The following is a 23914-nucleotide window of genomic DNA, read 5'->3' as shown; positions in this document are numbered from 1 at the left end:
AGGCGCGAAAATCACAAGCTCGGTGAATGCAATCGGCCCCCATTGCATTCACCGAGGGCTATGGATGCGCTTCCTTATCAGGTGATCGGTGCCATTGTGGTGAGGTACCCCAGATAGGGAGGGTCCTTCCCTACAGGGTTGAACCCTCTATTGAGATGGTGGAGCTGCGGTGGCGTAGTACTTCAGGTTCTGAAATTCCTCGATTGCGGCTGGGCCGCAGAGTTTTCCGTAACCGCTTTGCTTGGAACCGGACTGTTCGAAGTGCTCAGTAAGCAGACCCCAGGTGTTGAACCAAACGAGCCCCGCCCGGATTTCCCGTCCGACGCGCCGCGCCCGGATGTCGTCGGCAGTAAATATCGAGGCGGCTAGACCGAACTCGGTTGCATTTGCGCGCCGGATCGCCTCATCTTCGTCATCGAACACCTCGAAAGTCTGCACAGGTCCAAAGACTTCCTGCTGGACCAAAGGTGCCTCAAGGTCCTCGATCTCTACCAAACTGGGGCGGTAATATGCGCCAGAAGCTAGCGCAGGCTCTTCAGGCCGACCACCACGAACCAGGATTTTGCCGTAGACGGCAGCATCCTCAACAGCCCTGTCCACCCTCTCGACGGCGGCCTGATCCACCAACGGTCCGAGTTCGCTGTTGGGGTCATTGGCCGGTCCAACCACCACAGCGTGAAGGGCGGCGGAGAGCGCGGTTCGCAACTTGTCGGCAATTGCCCGGTGAACGAGCACTCTGGACCCAGTCACGCAGAACTGGCCGTTCATTACGGTGCATGCGGCGACGAGTACCGGCACAACTGCCTCGATTTGAACGTCATCGAATACGAGCAACGGAGTCTTGCCGCCCAGTTCCAGACTTAGCCGCTTGACTCGGTTCGCGGCCGCGGCCGCGATAGCACGACCCACCTCGGTGCTGCCCGTGTAACTGATGACGTCGACATCAGGGGATTCTACGAGGAGGGGCGCTACCTGGTTTCCCGCTTCGGTGACGATGTTCAGTACACCGGGCGGAAGTGAGGCGGTGGCCGCGACGACCTCACCGAGAAGGGCATTGGTCATGGCGATCTGACCGGGTAGTTTGACCACGACCGTACATCCCGCACCCAGCGCAGGTGCAATCGCGCGCACGGTGAGCACTATCGGTGAGTTCCAGGGTGAGATGATGCCGGCCACACCGATGGCTTCGGGCATCGAGTGGAAGTAGACACCGGGGGTCGGCGACGCTGCACGACCAGCTACCTGGGTGAGCGCCGATGCGGCGCCGTAGCGGAGCCACTCCACTGCTAACGAGACCTCCCAAGCCGTCTGCGGCAACAGCTTGCCATTCTCCCTGGACAGCATTGCAGCGATTTCCTCTGTGCGAGCCTCCAGGTTATCCGCAAGATCTGACAACGCCCGGGCGCGGAGTTGCACGATCCGCGACCAGTCCGTGGTATCGAAAGCACGTCGTGCTGCGGAGACCGCTGACTGAGCTTCGTCCCTGCCGGCGGAATGGAACAAGCCCACTACTTGACCTGTAGAGGGATCTATTGATTCATGGACATCGCCCTCCGTGTTCCATGCTCCGTCGATCCAGCTACCGACAGGGGGCGTTGTCGAGATGTTCGTGGGTGGTTTCGTCATCTGGGGGTCCTCAGCATCTATGATCCGACTACTTTGACGGTAACTTCGAGTATTCATCATTGACGTCAAGAGCACAAGAGTGCATGCTCGACTCCACCCACAACCGCTTACACAGAGGGAAAACACCATGCGACCCCACGTCATCGTCATCGGCTCCGGCGCCGCCGGAGCCGCGCTCGCCCATCGACTGACAACCGATCCGGACATGTCGGTGCTGCTCCTGGAGGCGGGCCACGACACCCGTCCCGACGCAGTCGCAGATCCGGCACGCTGGCCGGAGACGATCGGAAGTATTTTCGATTGGGGTTACAAGACAGTGCCGCAAGCCGGACTCAACGAAAGGGTCCTCGAGTACCCTCGAGGCCGGATCCTGGGTGGCACGACGGCCGTTAACGCGATGATCCATTCCTTCCCGACGGCGGCTGACCTGGAGCCTTGGGGATCAGGGTGGCAGGCCTCCGATTTGGACCGAGCTGCAAAGGATCTTGACGGACACCGCGGATCCAATCCCGGTCGCGGCACGGCTGGTCCCGCCGTCAACGGACCCGTGTCCCACCCGAACCCTTTATCAGTTGCGTTTGTCGAAGCCTGCGTCGGATCAGGTCATAAGCGCGTGGCCGATCTCAACGCCGAAGATGAAGACGGCGTTGGCTGGTTCGACCTCGCACTCACGGCAGATGGCCGGCGCGCTGACGCCGCGACCGCGTACCTGAAACCAATCGCGGAACGACCCAATCTAGAGATTCGCTGCGGCGTTACGGTGGAACGTCTCGTCCTCAGGGATGGTCGGGTGCAGGCGCTCATACTGACAGCAAGTGACGGCCAGAAGTCTGAACTCGCCACAGACAGCGTCGAGGTCGTGTTGTGTGCTGGCGCGATCGAGTCCCCTGCCCTACTCCTCAGATCTGGGGTCGGCCCCCATGACCAGCTAGCGCAGGCGGGCATCACTGTGCACGTAGACCTACCCGGCGTAGGTGCCAACCTTCGCGACCACCCGCTCGTGCCGGTGGTATGGCAAAGCAATCGTCCTCTGGATCCGCCGCGTGCTCAATACTTCGAAACGCAGCTCGTGCTGCGCCATGACAACCGCTGCCCCGACGTTGCCCTCGGTATCGCCTTCGGACACTTTGCCTACGGCCTGGAGGGCGTCGAGCACGGCGCGACCGCGAGCGTTGGAATATACGGCGCGCACAGCCGTGGTTCGATTGAACTCAATCCTGAGGACCCGTTTGCTCACCCACTTATCGACCCCGCGTTGCTCAGCGACCCACGTGATCGGCAGGCAGCGCGCATTGGTGTTGAAATCATCCGCGACGTTGTTGAGAACCCGGCCCTCGAACCGTTCGGTCTTGTCGAGATCCGGCCTAAAGAAACGGGATCAGAGCTCGATGAAGCCATCGCCGCGGTTACAGGGTCTTACATGCACCCAGCTGGAACATGCGCACTCGGCGACGGACCCGACAGTGTTGTTGGCCGCGACTTGATGGTGCACGGTTTAGACAATCTACGGGTGGCAGATGCAGCCGTGTTTCCGACGATACCCTCGGCAGCAACAAGCGTGACGGCCCAACTGGTGGGATGGAGACTTGGCGAGATTATGACTGGCATGCGCTGAAGCGAGCGGGGCGTGCGGGGCGTGCGGCTTCTCAGATCAAGCCGCACGCCCGCTGCAGCGACACCGGGTCCAGCCAGTACACCGTCCAGTCTCGGATGAGTCCGTCGGACATGGTTATGACCTGAACCAGCTCAGTCTCAATCGTCATGCCCGTAGCCCGCGAGGTCAGGACCCCCTGCATCTTGATGGCCACGCCGTCATCAGCTGCAAAGTAGTGAGGGTTGCGGATATCCATCGAAATCCAAGTCTCGGCCAGATTGGCAAAAAAGCGTTCTAGCTCTTCAACACCGATCCAGTCGCCGGGGAACGGGGTCGACGGACCTTGATGCATTGCCACATCCGTATGCATGCATGCGGCCATTTCGCTAAAGTCGGCGCCACGGGCAGCCCCGCCCGCAGCGATATAACGAACCTCAGCAGCATAAAACCTGGTCATGACCTCCATTGGATCAGCTTCTGTAGCCTCGTTCCGACTTGCAGTGAATTCCTGATTCATTGCTCTCCTCTATGGCACCTAATAAGTCTTCGGGTCGGGAACAAGCGCCATCCACGACCCGCGATTTGAATTCAACCTGACCGCAACCCATAGTTTATTGCCAGTCGGCATTGCTAGCGGCCTCAACTACCGGATCACGGTTCCGCGGGCAGGCCGACCTAGCGCGCGGCAACATGAACCCTTTGATCCCCAGGCCGCCGTCTACCGAGACTCTAACTCCCCCGTGCGGAAACGTGAATACCGACAGGGCGATGGGTCGGGAAATATCGCGGGTGGCCGCACTGACCTTGTGTTCAGCGGCACCCACATTTTGCGGGACCAGGCCGGGCAATCGGACGCCAAAGCCGAACGTCTCACCCAACCCGCTCTGTCCCTGTACAACTACACGAGTCGATGGATGCCGACCTTGCCGGAGTCGGGCAACCAGCAGTCCGGCAGGACCGCCACCGACGGACTTCAATTTATACTGCCGCCGTGCTGAAGCGCTCGCGCAGCCACCGCGCGATTTGCTGGAACGCCAATTCGGTACCGGTCGGCCCGCCCTGTGTAAGCGGTCCACCGAAGTGAGTGCCGGCAACGCGAACGTGCTTTTTGTCCTGGGCCGTGATAGATGAGTACATGTCCCGAGCGTCTGCAGGGAAGCACGCTTGATCGCCGGTTAGTTCGACAAGGAGGGCCGGCGACGTCACGCCCGCGACATTGCGTACAAAGTTCGCTCGCGACGTGGTCGCGGACCAGGTCGACATCCATGCCGCTGGAGTCGTAATTCGGCAGAAGCCTGCAAATCCGAAATTGCCAAGATCGGGTCGGCTCCCGAAAAGAGATCCGTACGGCCGATCGTTGCGGTCCAAGGTCAGGTCGACCGAGCGCAGGTCCGCATCTGTTCGGTGGACCACCATGATGTTGGACGCGAGAGAACGCCGTCGCTCGTTAGCGTCGCCTGAAGCGGAGGCGAATGCGCGCATACGGTGTGTCTCTTGGACTGCTATCTGTGCAAGCTCGTCGATCCTGCGAATTCGTGCAACTTGGGCTGAGCGGTAGCGCTCGATGAAGTCTGGTGAATAACGCGATTCCTCTGGTGCTGGTCGAAATCCGTTGGCTGGACGGTATGGGTCGAGGTCACCGTCGGACAGCCACGGATCTGATTCGTTCACCACCGAGGGGTCGATGACTCGCTGTAGCAATATCCCTTGGCCCGGGTGAGGGGCAACGAAAATCGCGCCGTCGGGTACTGGCATGTCGGCGGCACCAAGATCAGTGGTCGTGCCGTCAGGGGCCTCGGTAAGCCGTTCATAGATAGGCAAACGGGCCTGCTGCTGGTAGAAGGCGAAGAGCGTCGCACCGCCCGAGTGACCCAGCGTGACGCGGGACTCAAACTTCCGGTCCGCAAGAAACGATTGTCCTGCTGCCACGTCGAGCAGCGCCTGCTCGTGAAGGAGTCGAATGTCGTTGTTGACGGACCGTGTGCCTTGTGTCCACACGGCCACCCCAAGTTCAGTCAGGTGCGACACAAAAGAGTGGTGCGTCACGTCCTCTCGCGGGTGCATGATCGTGACTACTGTCTCGGCCCCCCGGTCCGGAATGCGGAGCACCCCCGACACAGTTGCGCCGTCTGCTGTTTTGAGCCGTATGGTCTCGGTGATCATCGCCGTATCTCCAGTCGTAGCGAGTCTTTGTCCCACCCGGCGATGGTGAAGCCCGCCAGGCCGGCAACGCAGCTGTACCAAACGGCGTGGCGGCAACCTGTAGCACGACGGTCTATTTCGAATGGTTCATCACAACTGACCTCGAAATAGAAGCCATTCTTGTCGACCCGCACTCGGGCGTCCTGGTCGGCAACCTCTACGACTGTTCGATTCTCCGGGATATCGAGAAAAAAGATAGAGGGCATCAGATGGTTTCTTCGTGCTGCGGTAGCAGATTATCCCAGTCCGCGGATCGCTCGACGATCAATTTGGCCTTGTATGTCAGAAGTGCATCCATGGAAGGGATGCCATCAGACACGACCTCAAGCAACGCGTCAATTGTCAGCTCGGCATCGATATCTTCCTGCGGCACGACCGGGCGCAGGGCTCGGGTGATCTCGAGTATGTATCCATTCGGATCGTGCGTGTAGATCGACTCGATCGTCTCGTGTTGTACACGCATCTCGGTGGGCCACTCGCTTTCGTCGAGTCGGCGTTGGTACTCGTTCAAGGCCTCCTCAGACTCCACGTGCAACGCGAGATGACGCGATCCGATGAAAAACTCTGGAGCCGAGTCGTCGAATCGAGCGTAAGCGTCACCGCGGCTTCCAGTCTGTGGCTGCTCGAGCCCGAAGTAGTAGAAGAATGCCATGCGGTCGTCGTTGCCGATGTCGAAGAAGAAATGAATGAAGTCAGGATGTTTTTCCGGTCCCCACCCTGCCGCGCAGATCGAGTGCACGATGGGAAATCCCAGGACGTCACGGTAGAAACGCACTGTCCCCGCGGGATCGAAGGTCGGAAATGCAGTGTGATCGACGCCCTTGACGAGGTGTTGCCCGCTAAGTGATGTCATTGTGTTGCCTCCAGTCGTGGGAATTGATGTGTCGGCTCCGGGCGCAGGTAGAGACTGGTTCCTGACGAAACAAGTGAGCCTGCACCGGGAATGTGGGCGGGAATGCCGAGGGCGCGCAGAACGCTGAACGCGCCGGCAGTTGCAGCACTGATGACTGGGATGCCGAATTCTTGTTCGGCGTTGTCAATCAGCGATAGCGACGGCATCTGGACGCAGGCCGAGAGCACGAGGGCATCAACGTTGTCGAGGTCGAGTTGGCGGGCCGCGGCCATCACATGGTCGCCAGGTATCCGCCCAACCTGATGGTTGTCCTCGACCTCAAGAGCGCGATAGTCGGCCACGGCCACGCCCTCGTTTTCGACGTAGTCAACGACTTTGCGTGCCAGGGGCCTCGCATAGGGAGTGACCACGGCTACTCGCTGTACTGACATTGCTTGCAGAGCCTCGACAAGCGCTCCGGCGCTCGACCGGACCTTTGCCGCCGATTGGCCGGTGGCCAGTTGCTCGGCGATAAGCGACTCCACCCGATGATGCTCTCCGAGCTCACCAGCCATGAGAGCGACCAGGCAGGCGTAGAGGACAACGTCCGGATTTGTATCGGCGACCTCCATGACGCATCGCTCGCGTTGCACATTCATCGCCGCGAGCCCGGCGGGAGTGACTGCCGTCATCCGCATGCGTGACGAATGGAAACTTACGTGTAGTTCAGGTTGTCGGTGGAGAAGCTGAGGGAGCTCCGTCTCCACGGTGACGTTGGAACTCGGAACGATTAAGCCCACACGATGTCGTGTCATGTATCTCCTATCGAAGGGTCTCCAGTCAAACGCAATTCGTCGCTTCTGTCAAAGTATCGACTCAGTAGTCATTTCGCTATATGATCTGCTGCACACGCCCATCCCCCACTGAGGATTTCAATGTCAACAATTCGAGACGGCTCTGTCTCTCGGCATGCTTCCAATCGCGCCAGTTCCTACTTGGAGAACGGGTCGTGGAGCCTTGAGACGACCATGGAACGATTCCGTACTGTCGCTGAGCGGTACCCCGACAACGATGCGGTAGTCGGGTTGGACGAAACGATGACCTACCAACAACTCGATAGCCGGTCGGACCAGGTCGCGGCCTGGTTGATTTCTGCTGGGTTGCCGATTGGTGGGGCCGTGATCGTTCAAGCCGGCAACTCTGCAGAGACGGTTCTAGCGTTCTATTCGCTCCTGAAGGCCGGAGCGGTTCCTGTAGCAGCACTGCCAGCGCATAGGTCCCACGAGATTGGCGAGATCAGCCGTGCCATCCAGGCAGTGGGTCATTTGGTCGATTCGGCCACCTCGAATGGCGCGCTACTCGACCTCGCACACAAGAACGCTCAGAAGCAGCGATCGATTTCCCATTTCTTGACTGTGGGATCTGCACCCGATGGCTTTGTCAGACTGAGCGATGTCGGCAGCGACATCGACCCCGTAGATGCTCGACACCAGGTCGAACTGGTCCAAGCGACGATTCACCATGAGGACGTCGCAGTATTCCAACTGTCGGGGGGCACTACTGGTACCCCCAAAATTATCCCGCGCCTGCATGCCGAGTATTGGAATCAGGCCCTGTTTAACTCCCGCACGCTCGGCCGCCAGCCGCATTCGAGGACGGCGCATGTCATGCCGATTCTGCACAACGCGGGCGTAATTAATGCCTTGTTCGGAGCGCACAGCGTCGGCGGATGCGTCATCCCGCTGCCGTTCGCTGACGCCGATACCACGATCGAAGCGCTGTTGGACACACGCGCTACCGACCTGATGATGATCAGTGCCATGGAGACCTGGCTCGACCATCCTTTGTGGAGAATACTCTGCGCGACGAGCCTCCAATTCCTCATCTACTCAGGTTCCAAGCCGCCCGCGGACGTCGTCGAGAAGATTGCCTCCAGCGGTATTTGGATCGGTCAAACGTGGGGAATGGCTGAGGGACCATATGCAACGAGCAGACTCGACGCTCCGCGCGAAATACGCGCCTCATCAGTCGGCACCCCTACTTTCGCCCAGGACGACCAAATACTTGTGGTCGACCCTGTCACGCTCGCAGCTGTACCTGACGGTAAGCCTGGCATGCTGATTTACCGAGGCCCGAGTACCGTCGCCGGCTACTACGACTCGCCCGAGCACAACGCGATGAACTTCACCCCCGACGGCTTCCTCCTCACCGGCGATCTTGCTCGCCTGATCGATTGTGAAGGAACCCTTTACATTGTGCTGGAAGGGCGCATCAAGGACGTTATCAGCCGCGGCGGCGAGACGTTCAGCACTGAAGAGGTTGAAAAGCTCCTACGCCAGCACACGGCAATTGCCGAGGCCGCGGTTGTAGCTATGAAAGACACGCGGCTCGGTGAACGAGCCTGCGCCTACCTCACGCTCCGTGATGGCGCAATACCGCCGACCCTGACGGACATTCAGCAGCACTTCGCCGCACTCGGTGTTGCAAAGTTCAAGTGGCCCGAGCGCATCGAGATCATCGAAGAGTTGCCAAGGACCGCAACACTGAAGATTAACAAGCTTGAGCTGCGCAGCGACATCGCGAACCGACTCGCCGCGGAGGGATCCCCTCACAGCCTCGATTCGTCGACCGTGACCGCGTTCGGCAAACGATGACGCACACGCGGCCCAGAGGTTGCGCAGAAGAATTGCGCACTTCGTCCTACGCCACTCGACCGCGCGGGTTGTCCCAGTGAGATCCACGACTGGTCGTGTGCGGGCCTGTTTCGCGGCTTAGCCAAGTCATCTAGGTATGTGTCAGTGTGGAACCGATTCGAGAGGCACGCGAAGGCGGTCTGCCGAGAAGCGTCAGCGTCTTTACCTGGTCGCACTGAGCGACTGCCAACCAGCAAGTAGGCTGAACTCTCACAAACAGCATGACGGATGATCCTGCCGATACGCGTGAACATGCTCGGCGTGCCGGCGGCGGATACCGCGCGCGATTCTCGCCACCGAGCGGTCGGAGCACGGTTCCGGGCTGTCTTCGCGATGCGGACGAATGCGCAGTGATCCGTGTCAGAGCGCCAGCGCCTCTCGACACCCGTCTAGATCCTTGTGAGTTTCTGATGTGTTGCGGAGCAAAACTTTCAACAGGTCGATCACGACGGGAGCGTGGTTCTTCTCTCTTAGGCCCTCCGGTCAAAATTCCTGGACGGGCGGGGGGCGTCTCTTCTGTCACTGAGATGGGTGAGGCACTGAAATTCATCTAACGCAGAGGGCCGCTTTGAATAATGTTGCGATTTAGTAGATTTGGTCGAGTGAGAGAAGGGACCGCTAGGGTAGCGTAAGTGTCTGATCAGCTGCGGCACTGCGCGCGGGCCCGAATGGCCCCCGTTTGGCAGTGGCCTTCAACGGTCCCGAACAGCCGCCAGACCACCAACCTACGGAGGAAAGTTCATGCCAGAAGCAGTAATCGTCAGCACCGCTCGCTCCCCGATCGGCCGCGCGATGAAAGGCTCACTGAAAGACATCCGACCCGACGACCTCACCGTGCAGATGGTCGCTGCCGCACTGGCAAAGGTCCCCGCGCTCGGCCCGACCGACATCGACGATCTCCTACTCGGCTGCGGCATGCCCGGAGGCGTGCAGGGCAACAACCTCGCTCGCATCGTCGCGGTTCTCCTCGGTTACGACTCCCTACCCGGAACCACCATCACTCGCTACTGTGCGTCCTCCCTGCAGACCACCCGCATGGCCCTGCACGCCATTAAGGCAGGCGAAGGCGACGTCTTCATCTCCGCTGGCGTCGAGAGCGTCTCCAACTTCATCCACGGCAGCTCCGACTCGCTCCCCCAGAGCCACAACACGATCTTCGCCGACGCCGAAGCGCGCACCCAGAAGGCGCAGGAAGAGGGCGCGGACAGCTGGATCGATCCCCGCGAGAACGGGGACCTCCCCGACGCCTACATCGCAATGGGTCAGACCGCCGAGAACGTCGCCCTCTTCACCGGCATCAGCCGCGAAGAGCAGGACCTCTGGGCGGTGCGCAGCCAGAACCGCGCCGAGGAAGCCATCGACTCCGGCTTCTTCGAACGCGAAATCACCCCGGTGACCCTGTCCGACGGCACCGTCGTATCCAAAGACGACGGCCCACGCGCCGGCACCACGTACACCAAGATCAGCGATCTCAAGCCCGTGTTCCGCCCGAACGGAACTGTCACTGCTGGCAACGCCTGCCCGCTCAACGACGGCGCAGCCGCCCTGGTCATCATGAGCGACACCAAGGCCAAGGCACTCGGACTTAGCCCGCTGGCACGCATCGTGTCCACCGGCGTCACCGGCACGTCCCCCGAAGTCATGGGCCTCGGACCGATCGAGGCCACGCGTAAAGCACTGTCGATCGCAGGCATGTCGATCTCCGACATCGACTTGTTCGAAATCAACGAGGCATTCGCCGTGCAGGTCCTCGGGTCGGCTCGCGAACTCGGCATCGACCACGACAAACTGAACGTCTCCGGCGGCGCCATCGCCGTCGGCCACCCGTTTGGTATGACCGGCGCCCGCATTACCACCACCCTGCTGAACAACCTGACCACGCACGACAAGACGTTCGGCGTTGAGACCATGTGCGTCGGCGGCGGCATGGGCATGGCGATGATACTCGAACGACTCTCCTGAGGTCGTGGAGTCGCACTTATGCGCGAACGCACCCGGACTTTGGTCGGACCGTTCTGCGCTCAAACTTTTTCATCAACGACGAACAAAGGACCTGGATGATGGGAAAATTCGACGGTAAAGTAGCCTTCATCACCGGTGCCGCACGCGGACTGGGGCGTAGTCACGCGCTCCGACTCGCACAGGAAGGCGCCGACATCATCGCCATTGACATCTGCGCGCAAATCGATACGGTCCCCTATCCCATGGCGACATCCGGAGACCTTGCCCAGACTGTGAAGGAAATCGAAGCGCTCGATCGACGCATCGTTGCCAAGGAAGCCGACGTCCGCAATTACGACGCGCTGAGAACCGCAGTGGACTCCGCGGTAGCCGAACTCGGCCCGATCGACATTATCCTGGCTAACGCCGGCATAGCTCCCCATGGCGCCGAGAACGCCGACGACGTGCAAACTTTTCGTGATGTCATCGAAGTCAACCTGTTTGGTGTATGGAACACTGTTCAGATCGGGGTTCCGAGCATGATCGAGAAGGGGCAGGGCGGGTCGATCGTTCTGACGAGTTCAACCCAAGGCCTCTCCGGTGCGGGCGGCAACGGGTCCGGTGCGGGAGACGGATACGGGGCTAGTAAGCACGCGATCGTGGGGTTGATGCGTACGTTCACGAACTGGCTGGCCCAGTACTCGATACGCGTGAACACTGTGCACCCTACTGGTGTGAATACACCAATGGCCGTCAACGATGTAATGCAGAAATGGCTCGCGGAGAACCCCGCCGCCGCCGCTCTGCTCGGCAACCTTCTGCCAGTGCCGATGATCGAGGCGATCGACATCAGCAACGCAATTGCCTGGCTTGTTTCCGACGATGCCCGTTATGTTACCGGCGTCACCTTGCCCGTCGACGCCGGCTTCCTAGCGAAGTAGGGGCAGGGAGGGCAAGGCGGCAAGGTCGCCTTCCTTACCCCTGCCGCCCGCAAGTCAGAGTCGCAGCCACGCACTGCGGCTCGCGCAGGTAGGCGCGGGTTTCACACCGTCGACATGTGCAATATAGTCGACACTAACGAAATGCTCTTTCCCGCGAAAGCCGATTTTGCCGGGTGAACATCCTCCGCATGACCTGCGTTTATAGGACATGAATTAGAAGGTGTTCCTTCCGGACGATCCAAAATTGGGGCCGCGAGAGCCCAAGAATCGCTGATCCGCGCGCGAACACAGGCCGGACAATCAGCGACGGACCGCCGCGGAGCTGGCGATGATCCAATGCTTCTGACGGTGGCTGCAATCTGGCGATGTCGCTGATCGTCTGCGATCGGTCCGGCCGTTAGCGTCCCACGGTTGAGAGCCGAAACGAATGGGCGAGAGAAGTGGCTACCGCTACGAGTGGTCTCCGTGCGTCGATTGGTGCGCGCCGCCCGACCCGCTACCAGCATCCCCGCAACGCTGGCGAAATCTCTCGCGACAACGCCCAGCCCGTGAGGATGCAGTACAGCTGCGACCGGTCTCTGTGATCACCCGCGGTCACCTCGATGCCGGAACCCGCCGCCGGGTAGGTTGCCCATGCTGCTCCACTACCATCGTCGACATCGCAGCTGGTAATCGGTGATGATTTGGTTGGCGACGCCATCGCGTTCCTGCGCCAATGGACGAGCGGCGCAGGAACGCGAGTCCCTCAGTCGATTTTTGCGACCATCTTACCCGGATTACGACCGGTAAACATATCGGGGAAGATAACTGGGATGTTCTCAAGCCCCTCGATCGAATGGGTCGTCGAAATCACAGTGCCGCCTGCGACAGCCGGGGTGAGCTCAGCAAGAAATTCGGGATAAAGGTCGTAGAACTCCGTCACGTTGAACCCTCGCACGGTCAAGTTTTTGTACATAATCGCTCGGAGAATATCGGGTAGATGATCCGGGCCTTCGGATGTCTCAGTCATCGTAATCTGGGACATCACCCCGCCGATGACGATCTGCGCACCGGTATTGATGAGTGGCAGCAACGTCGGAAACAACGAAGCACCGACGTTATCGTAGAGCGTGTCAATCCCCTCGGGCGTCGCAGCCGCGAGTTTTACCGCGAAATTTTCTGCCTTGTAGTCCACCGCGGCATCGAGGCCAAGACTCTCGACCAGATATCGGGTCTTGTCCGGACCACCGGCTATGCCGACGACCCTGTATCCGCGAAGCTTGCCGATCTGGGCTGCAACCGAACCGACAGCGCCGGCCGCAGCGGTCACGACGAGGGTCCCGCCGGGCTTAGGGTTGAGAACTTTTGACAGCCCGACCCATGCAGTAAGGCCCGTCACCCCCAGCACACCGAGGTACGTCGCCAGCGGAACAGCCTGCGGGTCGACGATTCTAATGTCGGACCCGTCGGACACTGCGTAGTCCTGCCAGCCGAGGGTGCCCAGGAAGCCTGAGACATGGTCTCCCACCGTGAACGCCGTATTGTTGCTGTGTTCGATGACGCCGACCGTGAAACCGAACATCATGTTGCCGAGTTCGATCGGAGCTTGATCACTGTTCGCGTTGCCCATCAGGATGCGGTTGAACGGGTCGAGCGAGAGCAGCTTGTTTCTAACCAACACCTCTCCCTCGCCTGGAACAGGAATGGGTCCCTCCACAACTTGGAAGTCGCTTGCTTTGGGGTTTCCGTGCGGCCGTGCGATCAGGACGATCCGTCTGTTTACCTGCGAACTCATATAAGACCTTTCAGAATGGAGTGCAAACGATGACAGCTCTAGGACACTTGAAGGGGAACAACGTAACCAGTGCTCTCCGCAACCCAGGTAGTGACAGGACCCTCCCTTGACCCAGGTGATGCGGTCTACGCTGGTTAGCATGTCGAAAAGGCCGAATCACCTAGGTGAATACCTGCGCGCTCGCCGCGAACTGGTCACGCCCGCGCAAGCAGGCGTCGCGGATCTCGGTGGGCGACGCGTACCGGGGCTACGCCGCGAGGAAGTCGCCATGCTGGCCGGCATCAGCGCAGAGTACTACCTGCGCCTGGAACGCGGTCGCGACCGCAACCCGTCCACGCAGGTGCTCGAGTCCATCGCCCGTGTACTGCATCTCGACGACGAGCACGTGGCGTACGTACTGAGCCTCGTCGCGGACCAGCCCCGACGGGCTCGACGCACGCCCGGTGCAGAAACCGTGCCTACCGCCACGCTAACCCTGCTGTCGACGTTGCCGCACCCGGCGTTCGTAGAGGGGCGTTACTTCGACATCCTCGCGGCGAATGAGATGGCCCGCGCGCTGTCGCCTCGAATCTCGGTCGGCGGCAACCAACTTCTCGATATATTCCTCGACCCCGCCGAACGGTCTCTGCACATCGATTGGGACGGAACCTTGGAGTGTTACGTGTCGAGCCTGCGCCAATCCGTGGGGCCTGATACAGACGATCCTCGCTTTATCGAACTCGTCGGCGAACTTTCCCTGGCGAGCCCACGCTTTCGCGCTCTGTGGAACCGTCACGACGTGGGCATCCAGCGCGGGGCGCCAGTTCTCTTCGATCACCCGCATGTTGGCGAAATGTCGTTACATCGAGAAAGACTGGAGATCAGCGGAACCCGCGGGCTGACGCTCGTCATATACCATGCCGAGCCTGCCTCCACAGACGCCGAGAAGCTCAAACTACTAACACTTCCACGATCGACAACAGCGAATTACGCCCGGTAGAAACACCGGGCGCCTACCCGTGTAACACCGAGCAAGCATTTGGGCTAATACATACTGTCGATGCGGCTGCACGACGACACTATCACCGCAAAATCTTATGAGCCACAGTGCATCAGTACGCACGAGCGAGGCAAATAGCCGTGTTGGTTGAGCCCTACCTTACGACGCCAGGCATCGTCCGTGATTGCTTAGCGTTGTTTTGGTCACCAGACCTGCCGTTCCAGGCTGATTCGCTCCTTGCGTCTTATCAGCGGCGGCTGGCTAGGCAGTGAACCCACCATCGATATTCAGGCTCGATCCGGTGATGTACGCGGCGTCGGGACTAGCGAGGTAGGACACGAACGAGGCAACCTCGGCAGCCGTCCCGTAACGATCCGATGCCATGATCGCCAGCATCTTCGGCGCCCACGTCCCGTCGGAAGGGTTGGCATCGGTGTCGACCGGTCCGGGCTGAATATTGTTGACAGTGATCTGACGCGCTGCTAGCTCGTGTGCGAGTCCACGCGTGAGACTTGCCACTGCACCCTTGGTCATCGCGTAGATCGACTGGCCGGGATACGGCGTGCGGTCGGCGTTAATGCTTCCAATATTGATGATCCGTCCACCCGCACCCATATGGAGCAACGATTCCCGGATCGCAACAACGGCGGACCGCACGTTGACGCTGATCATCCTATCGATCTGGTCCATCGTCAACTCACCGATTGTGGCGAATTCACTGACGGCAGCGTTATTGACGAGGATGTCCAGACTCCCGAAGCGGTCGACAGTTTGCGCAATAGCAGCCTCGACGTCGCCCCCCGTCATGCTGTCAGCGCGGATTGCGTAAGCACCACCTGCTGCCGCAGCGACGGCGCGCGCTTTCTCTTTGGAGTGTGCGTAGGTGAACGCCACCATCGCGCCGTCGGCAGCGAGCCGAGCCACGATAGCCGCACCAATCCCACGCGACCCCCCAGTTACCAGTGCAGTTTTGCCGTCGAGCTGTCGCGTCGTCATGGGCGAGTCCTTTACGGTTATGGAGTGGTCACTCAAATACACACGGGTCGTGGCAGATTGTCAAATTTTCGATCGGACACTATCCGGTATCCTCGCGAACATGCCTAGGCCCAGGAAATTCGACGAGGACGCAGTCCTCGCCGCAGCTCGGAATGTGTTTTGGCGCGACGGCTACGCGGCGACCTCGGTTCAGAGCCTGACCGAGGCGACAGGACTAGGCACCCAGAGCCTTTATGGGGCCTTCGGTAGCAAGCACGATCTCTTCCTTAGGATCCTCGACGACTACTGCGCCTGTCAGTCTGCTGGACTCGAAGCCGCTGTCGCATCCGATCCAAGCCCGTGGCTTGGGGTGAAGAAAGCCGTCGCGTTCGAGGATGGCGGCCGTATCCCCCTGCCTCCCCAGGGCTGCCTGATGTCCAACAGCACCACGGCTTTGAGTTCTCAGGACGACGAGATACGAAGTCGCGCCCGCCGGTTGTATGGCGAGATCCACGCACTGTTCGCTGGTCGTATCAGAGAAGCCCAGATAGTCGGCGAGATCGACGACGAGATCGACCCGGAAGCTACCGCTCGGGCGCTGATTGCCGTCATGCAGGGCTTAGAATTCCTGCAGAAATCAGGCATCGACGAGGACGAGTTTCGGCGCGCAAAAAGCGCCGCGCTGCAGATGATCGAGCGCTCCGTCACCCGTGCACATGCGGCTGAGAACTCTTGACGACGATCGCTACCGCTGGCGCGTCAAGAATCGTTAGTGGGACAGTTCGAGCGGCGATTGACGCAGTTTCGACCACGTCGCCAACGCCTCAGAATCCGAAAAGGGCTCACTGGCCTGTCGTCGAACACGCCACTCCCGGACGGGTCGCCGGTGAGGGGGTTGCACCGAGCACCTGGCCGTCTATTCACCTACCACGATTCATGTCGACATCAGCCCCTCCACGAGCATTCTCGGCATGCGGAACAGTCGTTAGTGACGTGAGCGCAGGGTGCAACCCGACGTCGGACCCTCTCAGAGGTACAGAGGCCTCCGCACACCGGGCAGCGGCCCCGAAAAATCCACCACTCGTATGTTCATAGTTCAGCCATTTCTTTCCGTCGGCGACACAGAGGTGAGGAATGATCGAAACCTGTGGATCCCCGGAGGACGCACCTTCCCTGATGATGATCTGTACACGAACAGGATTCTGATCACGTCCAGCGCGCCAACGCTGGCGGGAAGGCACGCCCGTGCTCACGATAGTGGACCACGACGACGACTCCAACGAGCCTTTCCAGGCAGTCGGCGCGGGCCGCTCGTTGCTCGACGAGATCGTCCACGAGGGAGCCCGGCAGATGCTCGCCGCAGCCCTGCAGGCCCCCGGACCCTTGGTCACCTCGGTTCTCAAACGCACTGTCGCAAAGTTTGACTCGACGGGATTAGTGGTGCGCAGGTGCACCCAGCGCTCGGCCGGATACCGGAAGAACTCAAGCAGCACGTCGGGGTCGTCAGTGATCTTCGCGACCGCTTTCGGGTACTTCGCCCCGTAATCGATTTCGAACGCCTTGATCGCGACAGAAGTGCCGACGGCACGGAATCATCCCGCCATGGGGAGTGTCCGACGCCATGGTTTGAATGGCCTCGGACGGTCAGTGATGACGAGAAACCGTGGGTTTCATCCCCGAGATGTAATGTCCGAAGTAGATCATGTCGATCTGGGCGACACCACCCCGGAACAGGAAACGGCATCGTGTGCGACACCGTTGATGAGCGATTCGAGGGCGTCCCGCCCCTCGAATCTACCGAAGTTCGGATTCCCAATCCCTCAATCACGCCGTCCGAATCTGAATGTTTCATGCAAACTCATGACGCCGCCTTTGTATCCAACGCGACGCTGAATTTAGCGCCGGTAGTATGTCGCAGCGACTCAAGTGTCACTCCGGGCGCCATTCGGCGTAATATCAGCACACCGTCCTCAACATCGAAGACGGCGCGGTCGGTAACGAGTCTATTCACGACACCTCGTCCTGTGAGGGGGAGGGTGCACTGCTCCACGATTTTCGGTGAACCGTCTCGGGCGACATGCTCGGTCACCACGATGACCCGTGGTGAGCCGGCGACCAAATCCATTGCCCCTCCCATTCCTTTGACAAGTTTGCCGGGGATGCTCCAGTTAGCTAGGTCGCCGGAAGCGGAAACCTGCATCGCGCCCAATATCGCGACTTTCACGTGTCCGCCGCGAATCATCGCGAACGATTCTGCGGAATCAAACAGCGCGCCACCGGGAACAATGGTAACAGTCTGCTTGCCGGCGTTGATCAGATCAGCATCCTCCTCTCCCTCGAAAGGGTACGGCCCCATGCCCAGAAGACCGTTCTCGCTCTGAAAAAGTACTTGACGCCCCTCGGGCAAATTGTTTGCGACAAGCGTGGGGATTCCGATACCCAAATTGACATATTCGCCATCTGCAAGTTCCGAAGCCGCGATCGCAGCCATCTCTTCACGCGTCCATGTCATCAGTTTGCTCCTTCCATCGACAGCGAGGGCTGTGCTGTGGACTGCCCCGACTCCGTGCAAGAACGGACTGTCCGCTGCTCGATAGCTTTCGGCCTATCGCTTGCCTGGACCACGTGCTGCACATACACTCCGGGAGTGGTGATCGACTCCGGAGAGAGTTCGCCGACCTCGACGATCCGTTCCGCCTCTGCGATCGTGACGCGGCCGGCGGCAGCGACGACCGGGTTGAAATTTCTGGCGGTATATCGGTAAGCGAGATTGCCGAAGCCGTCCGCGACGTGGGCACGAACCAGCGACAGGTCTGCGACGATTCCTCGTTCGAGCACGTAGGTTCGGCCATCAAATTCCTGGTGGGGCTTTCCCTCCGCAACAACGGTTCCGACTCCCGTGGGAGTGTAAAACGCGGGTATTCCGGCACCGCCCGCTCGGAGTCGCTCGGCCAAGGTGCCCTGAGGATTGAACTCGACCTCGATGGCGCCGTCGAGATACTGCTGGGCGAACAGGGCGTTCTCGCCGACGTACGAGCAGACTATTCTGCGGACCTGCCCAGCTTCGAGCAACAGCCCGAGCCCGGCGCCGTCGAGCCCCATGTTGTTCGATACCACGACGAGGTCCTTGGCATTGGAGTCGCGGACGGCTTCGATCAGGTCAACAGGGACACCGCTCACCCCGAAACCTCCTACCGCCAAAGTCATTCCGTCGAACAACAGGTCCTGAAGGATCGTGCTGATCCCGTCCTTAACTTGTTTCATTGGCTTCCTCTTCTGGGCACCCGTCGATATCGGCTGCGGAAATTTGTGCTTGCATCCGAGCAACCAGCTACTGGCTCCGCCTAGTGACCGGTCGAATGTCACCGCTCGGCGAACCTCGTTGGCGGTGCAACCGACTGGCGCATTCGCGCCCCGTTGACCGGGTGAGGTCGAATGATTTCGTCCGTCGCACCGAATTCCTGCTCTGGGGCCGGGGCGAGAGGCGGTCGATTCACCGTGCGACCTCAGCTAGCTCCTCGTCGCGTTGCCACTGCTTATCGCAGCAAGTCTGGCATGAACTCGATGACGCGTAGCAGGTCAGTCCTGATCAGTTCGTGGGCAAGGCTTCGAATAGGGAATTCTCCAGTAAACATGGGGGTACAAGCAGGTAGGTGGCGGCTGGGACCTAGCTCGAGTCTCAAATACCGGCGATGCGCATCGAGAACGATGTCTCGCCAGTCGTCGGGGTCAGGTGCTCATAGGCGTGCTCAGTCTCTGGTGGGCACTACCACGTCGTTGACCGAGTCGGGTATCGGTTTCTCGTCGCAAAATCTGGGCGCAGTTCCCAAAAGGGATGCCGCAGCGAGCATCAGAACTATTCCTGCTAGCAGTGGCAGCGAATAGCTCTGGGTCAGACTATGAATCTCGGCAATAACCAGCGGGCTTATACCCAATGCGAGTGTAAATATTCCGTAGAAAATTCCGAATATCCGTCCGTAATTTTCCAGACCGAAGTAGCGAGATGTCAAGTATCCGATGAGATCAACCTCCGCGCCGAGCGCGAACCCGATGGCTAGCGCGGCCGCGGCTGCGAAACTAGGACCGCCCAATAAGAGGAGGGCGAAACCCGCGGCTGACAAACAAATGACGCCGGCGGCAACGTAGGGCGCGAACAGGCGGTCGACCAGCATTCCCACCACGATTCGCCCCACTATCACGGTGATGCCGACCAGTGCCGCCGTCGAGGCCGCAGATGCGGAAGAAACCCCAGCATCGCGCAGCATGGGCACAAAATGTACCGTCATCCCGCCGACTGCCAACGCCAGAAAAAGAAATGCGAGAGACAATCGCCAAAATAGTTGTCCTCGGAGTAAATCTACAATTCCGGTATCGGCCGTCAAAATTCTTGGCGTGTTCATCCGGCGGTTCGAGGGCATCAGAAGCAGAACGAGCACGGCGCCGGCCAGGACAGTGCCACCGATGATCTTGTAAGACAGCCGCCAATCCTCATCGATTGTCGAACCCAGAAGTTTCGGCACCACGACCGCAGCTATCCCCGCTCCGCTCAGCGCAATGCCCAAGGCCAATCCGCGGGATTTATAAAATCGTTCATTGACCGGCCTGGTGAAGGCCACCGCGGTCGACGCCGCCGCCAATATATACATCAGCGCCCACACTGAAAGGAAGGCCAGAAAGGACGAACCAGTTTTGGACAGTGCACAGTAGGAGAGTCCGAGCGCGATCAAGGAGACGGTCGCGGGCACTCGAACGCCCACGCGGTCGACCAACAGTCCTACGAGCGGAGCCGTCGCCACAGTGATTGTGGACCCGACCAGCTGAAGCAGTGACAATTGGCTGCGGCTCCAGCCGAACTCGGCTTCGAGTTCGGGTATGAACAGACCATTGGTATAGAAGGGCAGGACTGCGACCCCGGTCCCGATACCGACGGTCGCCGCGGTGAGCGCCTTCCAGCCGGTGCGAAACTCGGTCGTGGGCCTAACGGTGCCAGGGATACTCGATGACATTGCAATCTCCATTCGGTCTGATTTCTCATTGGCGCAGACCCCGAGCGTCGGCCTGAACGAGGCGTCCTTCCCTGCTCGCGCAAGTGGGTAACTAGATTCCCGTGGTGCAAGTAACTTGACGGTGAGGTGTCGCGAAACACTAGGCGAGCGGGTCATCCCTATGACGTGCGGACTGCCGACTCGATGAGGGTCGCGGATATACGCGCGCGAGGACGCGGACCTCGTCTTGGACACAGTTTGATTCAGGGATGACCTGCCACAGTCGCTCGAGGAACCGGTGCACTGTCATCCCGAAGTGCACGAGTATTTCCTCCTCGGCGGCACCGCCGAATGGTGCCCACTTGCTAGCAAACTCGATGAGACGCTCCGCTTCAGTGTCAGGATGTTTGCGCCTGCGGTTGGCCTCGATCCAGGCGGCACGTCGCCTGTGGCGCCACTGGCCATGATCACGAGAGTTCATGGTGATTTCACACATCCAGGAGTCGGGAGAGCCGAAGGCAGAGCGCTGGCGACCCCTCCCCGCAGTGAGGGAATACGCAGGGTGTCAAACGCCCTCAAGTGTCAAGTTACTTATGCCCCGCCGCATTGACGCGGCGTTTCATGGCCTGCAAACAGTTCGTCACCGGCTGCGGCCACGGCTCGGATGCCGTGGTGTTCGGTGGCGATCCTGCAGGTAACCAGGCTCGGATGATGCCGGTTCGCAGATGAACGCGGCGATGTGCGGTCGGAATCGACCGCCGGGTAAGCGGCAGCATCTGCCCCGCGGGTCCGATCGCGAGACACCCTGCGCATGAGCGGTATGTTCAACCTATTTTTCCAGCGCAAGCATCGGTCAAACTATCCTGGTGTCGGCGACCCTGGATGAACCTCGCACCAACCGGGCGTAGCGTTACAGAAGCATCGAGATTTCAGCCTCCGTTGAGAATGGCGACGGCCCGCGTCCAGCCGGCCGATGCAGCCGCAATCTTCACGGGAAAACAGGAAATGTCGAATCCGGTAGCGGGAAGCTGGTCGAGGCCGTGCAGCTTCTCGAGGTGGCAGTAACCGATCTCCCGCCCAACTCGGTGACCCTCCCAAATCACACTTGCGTCGTGGTCCTGTGCGTAGCGATCTGCGGTATGAACGAAGGGAGCATCCCAACTCCAGGCGTCGGTACCGGTGAGCCTGACGCCACGTTCAAGGAGGTAAAGGGTAGCTTCACGCCCCATCCCGCAACCCGAGGACACATAGTTCTCCTCGCCATACCGAGCGCCCGCGGCGGTGTTGACAACAACAATCTCCAACGGTGCCAACTCATGGTCGATGCGTCGCAGTTCGGCTTCGACATCGGCCGCAGTGACGACGTAGCCGTCGGCGAAATGACGAAAATCGAGCTTCACGGCGGGCTGCAGACACCACTCGAGTGGCACTTCGTCGATGGTAGCGGCGCGCGCTCCACCATTCATCGTCGCAGAATAGTGGTAGGGGGCGTCCAGATGCGTACCGTTATGCGTTGTTGCCCGAACCCATTCGTAGGCCCAGCCTTCTCCGTCCGGCAGATCCTCGCGAGTGGCGCCCGGGAAGAACGCGAGAAGATCCCCAGCGGTATCGGCATGGGTGTAGTAGTCGATCTCCGGCCGCAATCCGGGTGGATCGGATGCAATCCCGGTTTGTAGCGGAGCCGAGATATCGATCAGCTGACGCATGGTTGTGCACCTTTTCTCTCAATGACGGTCATGGCCGATTTTTCAGATCGGTTCGCGTGGGGCGCGTTTCTGCGTGCACGTCCGTCAGTTGACGTAGTTCGTGTTTGCGGGTTTTACCGGTGGATGTCTTGGGTAGTTCGGGAACAGAAATGACCATCTTGGGTGCCTTGTAACGCGCGATGCGGCCGCGAACGTGTTCGATGAGGATTTCCTCGGTCACAACGTTCGGAGCGGATGGCGACAGAACCACGAAAGCAATCGGACTTTCACCCCACTTCGGGTCGGGTGCGCCCACTACGGCCGCTTCGTACACGTGGGGATGAGTCAGGAGTGCTTGCTCGACCTCGATGCTCGAAATGTTTTCCCCGCCCGAGATGATGACATCTTTCGCTCGGTCGACGATCTGGACGTAGCCGTCGGGATGCATCACTGCGAGGTCGCCGGAGTGGAACCATCCCCCGTCGAATGCTGTTGCTGTCGCATCGGGGTCGCGGTGGTAGGCCTTCATCACCGAGTTGCCGCGCATGACGATCTCACCGATCTCGACACCGTCTCGCGCCACGTCGAGGAGTTCCCCGGCATCCTCGCGCTGGGTGCGTACTACCCGGAGTCGTTCGGAGGTGAGCATCCCGACGCCTTGGCGTGCCAGTCGTCCGGCAAGTTCATCGGGGGACAGGTCGTTCCAGGTGTCCTGAGGCTCGCACACTGCGTACGGTCCGTAGGTCTCGGTGAGGCCGTACACGTGGACGACCTCGGCGCCGAGGTCTCGGATGCGGCCGATGACCGCTGGGCTGGGCGGTGCACCCGCGGTGGTGACGACCAGCGAGTGATCGACGGGGTGCGCTTCGGGCGCGGTCGCGAGTGTCGTGAGAACAGTTGGCGCGCCGGCCAGATGAGATATCTGTTCCCGGTCGATGAGCGTCCACATATCCTGGCCGCGTACGGCTCGCAAGCACACGTGGGTTCCCGCGACCGCGGTCAATGCCCATGTAGTGCACCACCCGTTGCAATGGAACATCGGCAGAGTCCAAAGATATCGACTGACCTGCTGCAGCCGCTGATGATGGACCTCCCCGAGTGCGTTCAGGTAGGCGCCGCGGTGGGTGTACTCCACGCCTTTAGGCTGACCAGTCGTTCCCGAGGTGTAGTTGATTGCGATCAACTGATACTCGTCGTCGACCTGCCACGGACGCGGCGACGCGTCACCACGCGCAAGGAGATCCGCGTATGCAGTCGTACCGACAAGACCGCTGTATCTGCCGTCTATTCGGGGCAGCTCGACGAACTCGCGCACCGCTCTCTTCTCGGCACGTTCGATCACCGGTTCCAAGAACTCGGCATCCCCGAACAGCATTGTGGTATTGGAGTGCTCGCAGATGTAACCGATCTCATCCGTGGCCAGGCGGGTGTTGATTGCCACCAGAACCGCACCGGCCAACGGGACCGCAAAGTGAGCGGAGAGCATTTCAGCCGAATTCGTCGCCAAGAACGCAATTCGGTCACCTTTTTGCACGCCGCTTGCGCTGAGTGCGTTGGCCAGTAGCGTCACTTCATTGGCGAATTCGTTCCAGGTCCACGATCGTTGTCCGTCGATGACCCCGATTGCGTCGGGGTGCACTTCGGCGGCACGCTCGAGAAAACGGAGAGGAGTGAGCGGAGTATCCAT

The 23914-nt window shown here is 60.1% G+C and carries 18 protein-coding genes and 1 pseudogene; 6 read left to right on the top strand and 13 right to left on the bottom strand.

The window, feature by feature from the left end:
• Positions 1 to 147 precede the first annotated feature (147 nt).
• Positions 148 to 1626 carry an aldehyde dehydrogenase family protein gene (locus tag JQT59_RS02160; RefSeq protein ID WP_213571436.1) on the bottom strand — a complete coding sequence of 493 codons (1479 nt, stop codon included), beginning with the start codon at positions 1624 to 1626 and terminating at the stop codon, positions 148 to 150.
• Between the two features lie 127 nt (positions 1627 to 1753).
• On the opposite strand from JQT59_RS02160, the gene JQT59_RS02155 reads away from it, so the two are divergent.
• Positions 1754 to 3241, top strand: a complete 1488-nt coding sequence (locus JQT59_RS02155; RefSeq protein ID WP_213571435.1) for a GMC family oxidoreductase — start codon at positions 1754 to 1756, stop codon at positions 3239 to 3241.
• Positions 3242 to 3272: 31 nt separating this feature from the next.
• On the opposite strand, the gene JQT59_RS02150 is transcribed toward JQT59_RS02155, so the two are convergent.
• From JQT59_RS02150 to JQT59_RS02135, 4 genes are all read right to left on the bottom strand, one after another.
• On the bottom strand, positions 3273 to 3737 hold the full coding sequence (locus JQT59_RS02150; RefSeq protein ID WP_213571434.1) for a nuclear transport factor 2 family protein: 465 nt from the start codon (positions 3735 to 3737) through the stop codon (positions 3273 to 3275).
• A gap of 461 nt (positions 3738 to 4198) precedes the next feature.
• Positions 4199 to 5383, bottom strand: a complete 1185-nt coding sequence (locus tag JQT59_RS02145; protein ID WP_213571433.1) for an alpha/beta fold hydrolase — start codon at positions 5381 to 5383, stop codon at positions 4199 to 4201.
• 244 nt (positions 5384 to 5627) lie between these two features.
• Positions 5628 to 6275, bottom strand: a complete 648-nt coding sequence (locus JQT59_RS02140) for a VOC family protein (protein WP_213571432.1) — start codon at positions 6273 to 6275, stop codon at positions 5628 to 5630.
• Positions 6272 to 7069, bottom strand: coding sequence for a maleate cis-trans isomerase family protein (locus JQT59_RS02135; RefSeq protein ID WP_213571431.1), 798 nt, complete (start codon positions 7067 to 7069; stop codon positions 6272 to 6274). Before JQT59_RS02135 ends, JQT59_RS02140 begins: the two co-directional genes overlap by 4 nt.
• A gap of 213 nt (positions 7070 to 7282) precedes the next feature.
• Here JQT59_RS02135 and JQT59_RS02130 point away from each other — a divergent pair, with 213 nt between their 5' ends.
• The 3 genes from JQT59_RS02130 (at position 7283) to JQT59_RS02120 (ending at position 11829) form a co-directional block, all read left to right on the top strand.
• The gene (locus tag JQT59_RS02130) at positions 7283 to 8908 is read left to right on the top strand and encodes an AMP-binding protein (RefSeq protein ID WP_213571430.1); all 1626 of its coding nucleotides are present in this window, start codon (positions 7283 to 7285) and stop codon (positions 8906 to 8908) included.
• A gap of 780 nt (positions 8909 to 9688) precedes the next feature.
• Positions 9689 to 10909 (top strand): acetyl-CoA C-acetyltransferase, encoded by a 1221-nt coding sequence (locus JQT59_RS02125; RefSeq protein WP_213571429.1) that lies wholly within the window; start codon positions 9689 to 9691, stop codon positions 10907 to 10909.
• A 98-nt stretch (positions 10910 to 11007) separates the two neighbouring features.
• Positions 11008 to 11829 (top strand): mycofactocin-coupled SDR family oxidoreductase, encoded by an 822-nt coding sequence (locus JQT59_RS02120; RefSeq protein ID WP_283254000.1) that lies wholly within the window; start codon positions 11008 to 11010, stop codon positions 11827 to 11829.
• 745 nt (positions 11830 to 12574) lie between these two features.
• Here the strand turns inward: JQT59_RS02120 and JQT59_RS02115 are convergent.
• On the bottom strand, positions 12575 to 13603 hold the full coding sequence (locus tag JQT59_RS02115; RefSeq protein ID WP_213571427.1) for an NADP-dependent oxidoreductase: 1029 nt from the start codon (positions 13601 to 13603) through the stop codon (positions 12575 to 12577).
• Between the two features lie 139 nt (positions 13604 to 13742).
• Here JQT59_RS02115 and JQT59_RS02110 point away from each other — a divergent pair, with 139 nt between their 5' ends.
• Complete coding sequence (locus tag JQT59_RS02110) at positions 13743 to 14582, top strand: helix-turn-helix domain-containing protein (protein ID WP_213571570.1); 840 nt, start codon at positions 13743 to 13745, stop codon at positions 14580 to 14582.
• Between the two features lie 261 nt (positions 14583 to 14843).
• On the opposite strand, the gene JQT59_RS02105 is transcribed toward JQT59_RS02110, so the two are convergent.
• The gene (locus JQT59_RS02105; RefSeq protein ID WP_213571426.1) at positions 14844 to 15578 is read right to left on the bottom strand and encodes an SDR family oxidoreductase; all 735 of its coding nucleotides are present in this window, start codon (positions 15576 to 15578) and stop codon (positions 14844 to 14846) included.
• A gap of 100 nt (positions 15579 to 15678) precedes the next feature.
• Here JQT59_RS02105 and JQT59_RS02100 point away from each other — a divergent pair, with 100 nt between their 5' ends.
• Positions 15679 to 16293: a TetR/AcrR family transcriptional regulator gene (locus tag JQT59_RS02100; protein WP_213571425.1), complete on the top strand. Its 615-nt coding sequence runs from the start codon at positions 15679 to 15681 to the stop codon at positions 16291 to 16293.
• Between the two features lie 622 nt (positions 16294 to 16915).
• Here JQT59_RS02100 and JQT59_RS02095 read toward each other — a convergent pair.
• The 6 genes and pseudogenes from JQT59_RS02095 to JQT59_RS02070 form a co-directional block, all read right to left on the bottom strand.
• Positions 16916 to 17128: pseudogene (locus JQT59_RS02095) on the bottom strand (transposase); the annotation flags it as partial.
• Between the two features lie 287 nt (positions 17129 to 17415).
• Positions 17416 to 18069, bottom strand: a complete 654-nt coding sequence (locus JQT59_RS02090; RefSeq protein WP_213571424.1) for a CoA transferase subunit B — start codon at positions 18067 to 18069, stop codon at positions 17416 to 17418.
• Positions 18069 to 18821, bottom strand: coding sequence for a CoA transferase subunit A (locus JQT59_RS02085; protein WP_213571423.1), 753 nt, complete (start codon positions 18819 to 18821; stop codon positions 18069 to 18071). Before JQT59_RS02085 ends, JQT59_RS02090 begins: the two co-directional genes overlap by 1 nt.
• A gap of 485 nt (positions 18822 to 19306) precedes the next feature.
• Positions 19307 to 20563, bottom strand: a complete 1257-nt coding sequence (locus JQT59_RS02080) for an MFS transporter (RefSeq protein ID WP_213571422.1) — start codon at positions 20561 to 20563, stop codon at positions 19307 to 19309.
• Positions 20564 to 21471: 908 nt separating this feature from the next.
• A complete protein-coding gene (locus JQT59_RS02075) occupies positions 21472 to 22248 on the bottom strand; it encodes a cyclase family protein (protein WP_213571421.1) in 777 nt (258 codons plus the stop codon).
• 28 nt (positions 22249 to 22276) lie between these two features.
• Positions 22277 to 23914 carry an AMP-binding protein gene (locus tag JQT59_RS02070; RefSeq protein WP_213571420.1) on the bottom strand — a complete coding sequence of 546 codons (1638 nt, stop codon included), beginning with the start codon at positions 23912 to 23914 and terminating at the stop codon, positions 22277 to 22279.

It is taken from the genome of Rhodococcus sp. USK13, assembly GCF_018343855.1.
In the GTDB taxonomy this organism is placed as follows: domain Bacteria; phylum Actinomycetota; class Actinomycetes; order Mycobacteriales; family Mycobacteriaceae; genus Rhodococcus_F; species Rhodococcus_F oxybenzonivorans.
Note: the sequence above shows the minus strand (reverse complement) of the source record. Positions and strands in the feature narration are given on the sequence as shown.

Bases quoted from the DNA above. Each gene is read 5' to 3' on its own strand.
- JQT59_RS02160 (WP_213571436.1), bottom strand. From the start codon at position 1,626: ATGACGAAACCACCCACGAACATCTCGACAACGCCCCCTGTCGGTAGC.
- JQT59_RS02155 (WP_213571435.1), top strand. From the start codon at position 1,754: ATGCGACCCCACGTCATCGTCATCGGCTCCGGCGCCGCCGGAGCCGCG.
- JQT59_RS02150 (WP_213571434.1), bottom strand. From the start codon at position 3,737: ATGAATCAGGAATTCACTGCAAGTCGGAACGAGGCTACAGAAGCTGAT.
- JQT59_RS02145 (WP_213571433.1), bottom strand. From the start codon at position 5,383: ATGATCACCGAGACCATACGGCTCAAAACAGCAGACGGCGCAACTGTG.
- JQT59_RS02140 (WP_213571432.1), bottom strand. From the start codon at position 6,275: ATGACATCACTTAGCGGGCAACACCTCGTCAAGGGCGTCGATCACACT.
- JQT59_RS02135 (WP_213571431.1), bottom strand. From the start codon at position 7,069: ATGACACGACATCGTGTGGGCTTAATCGTTCCGAGTTCCAACGTCACC.
- JQT59_RS02130 (WP_213571430.1), top strand. From the start codon at position 7,283: ATGGAACGATTCCGTACTGTCGCTGAGCGGTACCCCGACAACGATGCG.
- JQT59_RS02125 (WP_213571429.1), top strand. From the start codon at position 9,689: ATGCCAGAAGCAGTAATCGTCAGCACCGCTCGCTCCCCGATCGGCCGC.
- JQT59_RS02120 (WP_283254000.1), top strand. From the start codon at position 11,008: ATGGGAAAATTCGACGGTAAAGTAGCCTTCATCACCGGTGCCGCACGC.
- JQT59_RS02115 (WP_213571427.1), bottom strand. From the start codon at position 13,603: ATGAGTTCGCAGGTAAACAGACGGATCGTCCTGATCGCACGGCCGCAC.
- JQT59_RS02110 (WP_213571570.1), top strand. From the start codon at position 13,743: ATGTCGAAAAGGCCGAATCACCTAGGTGAATACCTGCGCGCTCGCCGC.
- JQT59_RS02105 (WP_213571426.1), bottom strand. From the start codon at position 15,578: ATGACGACGCGACAGCTCGACGGCAAAACTGCACTGGTAACTGGGGGG.
- JQT59_RS02100 (WP_213571425.1), top strand. From the start codon at position 15,679: ATGCCTAGGCCCAGGAAATTCGACGAGGACGCAGTCCTCGCCGCAGCT.
- JQT59_RS02090 (WP_213571424.1), bottom strand. From the start codon at position 18,069: ATGACATGGACGCGTGAAGAGATGGCTGCGATCGCGGCTTCGGAACTT.
- JQT59_RS02085 (WP_213571423.1), bottom strand. From the start codon at position 18,821: ATGAAACAAGTTAAGGACGGGATCAGCACGATCCTTCAGGACCTGTTG.
- JQT59_RS02080 (WP_213571422.1), bottom strand. From the start codon at position 20,563: ATGTCATCGAGTATCCCTGGCACCGTTAGGCCCACGACCGAGTTTCGC.
- JQT59_RS02075 (WP_213571421.1), bottom strand. From the start codon at position 22,248: ATGCGTCAGCTGATCGATATCTCGGCTCCGCTACAAACCGGGATTGCA.
- JQT59_RS02070 (WP_213571420.1), bottom strand. From the start codon at position 23,914: ATGGATACTCCGCTCACTCCTCTCCGTTTTCTCGAGCGTGCCGCCGAA.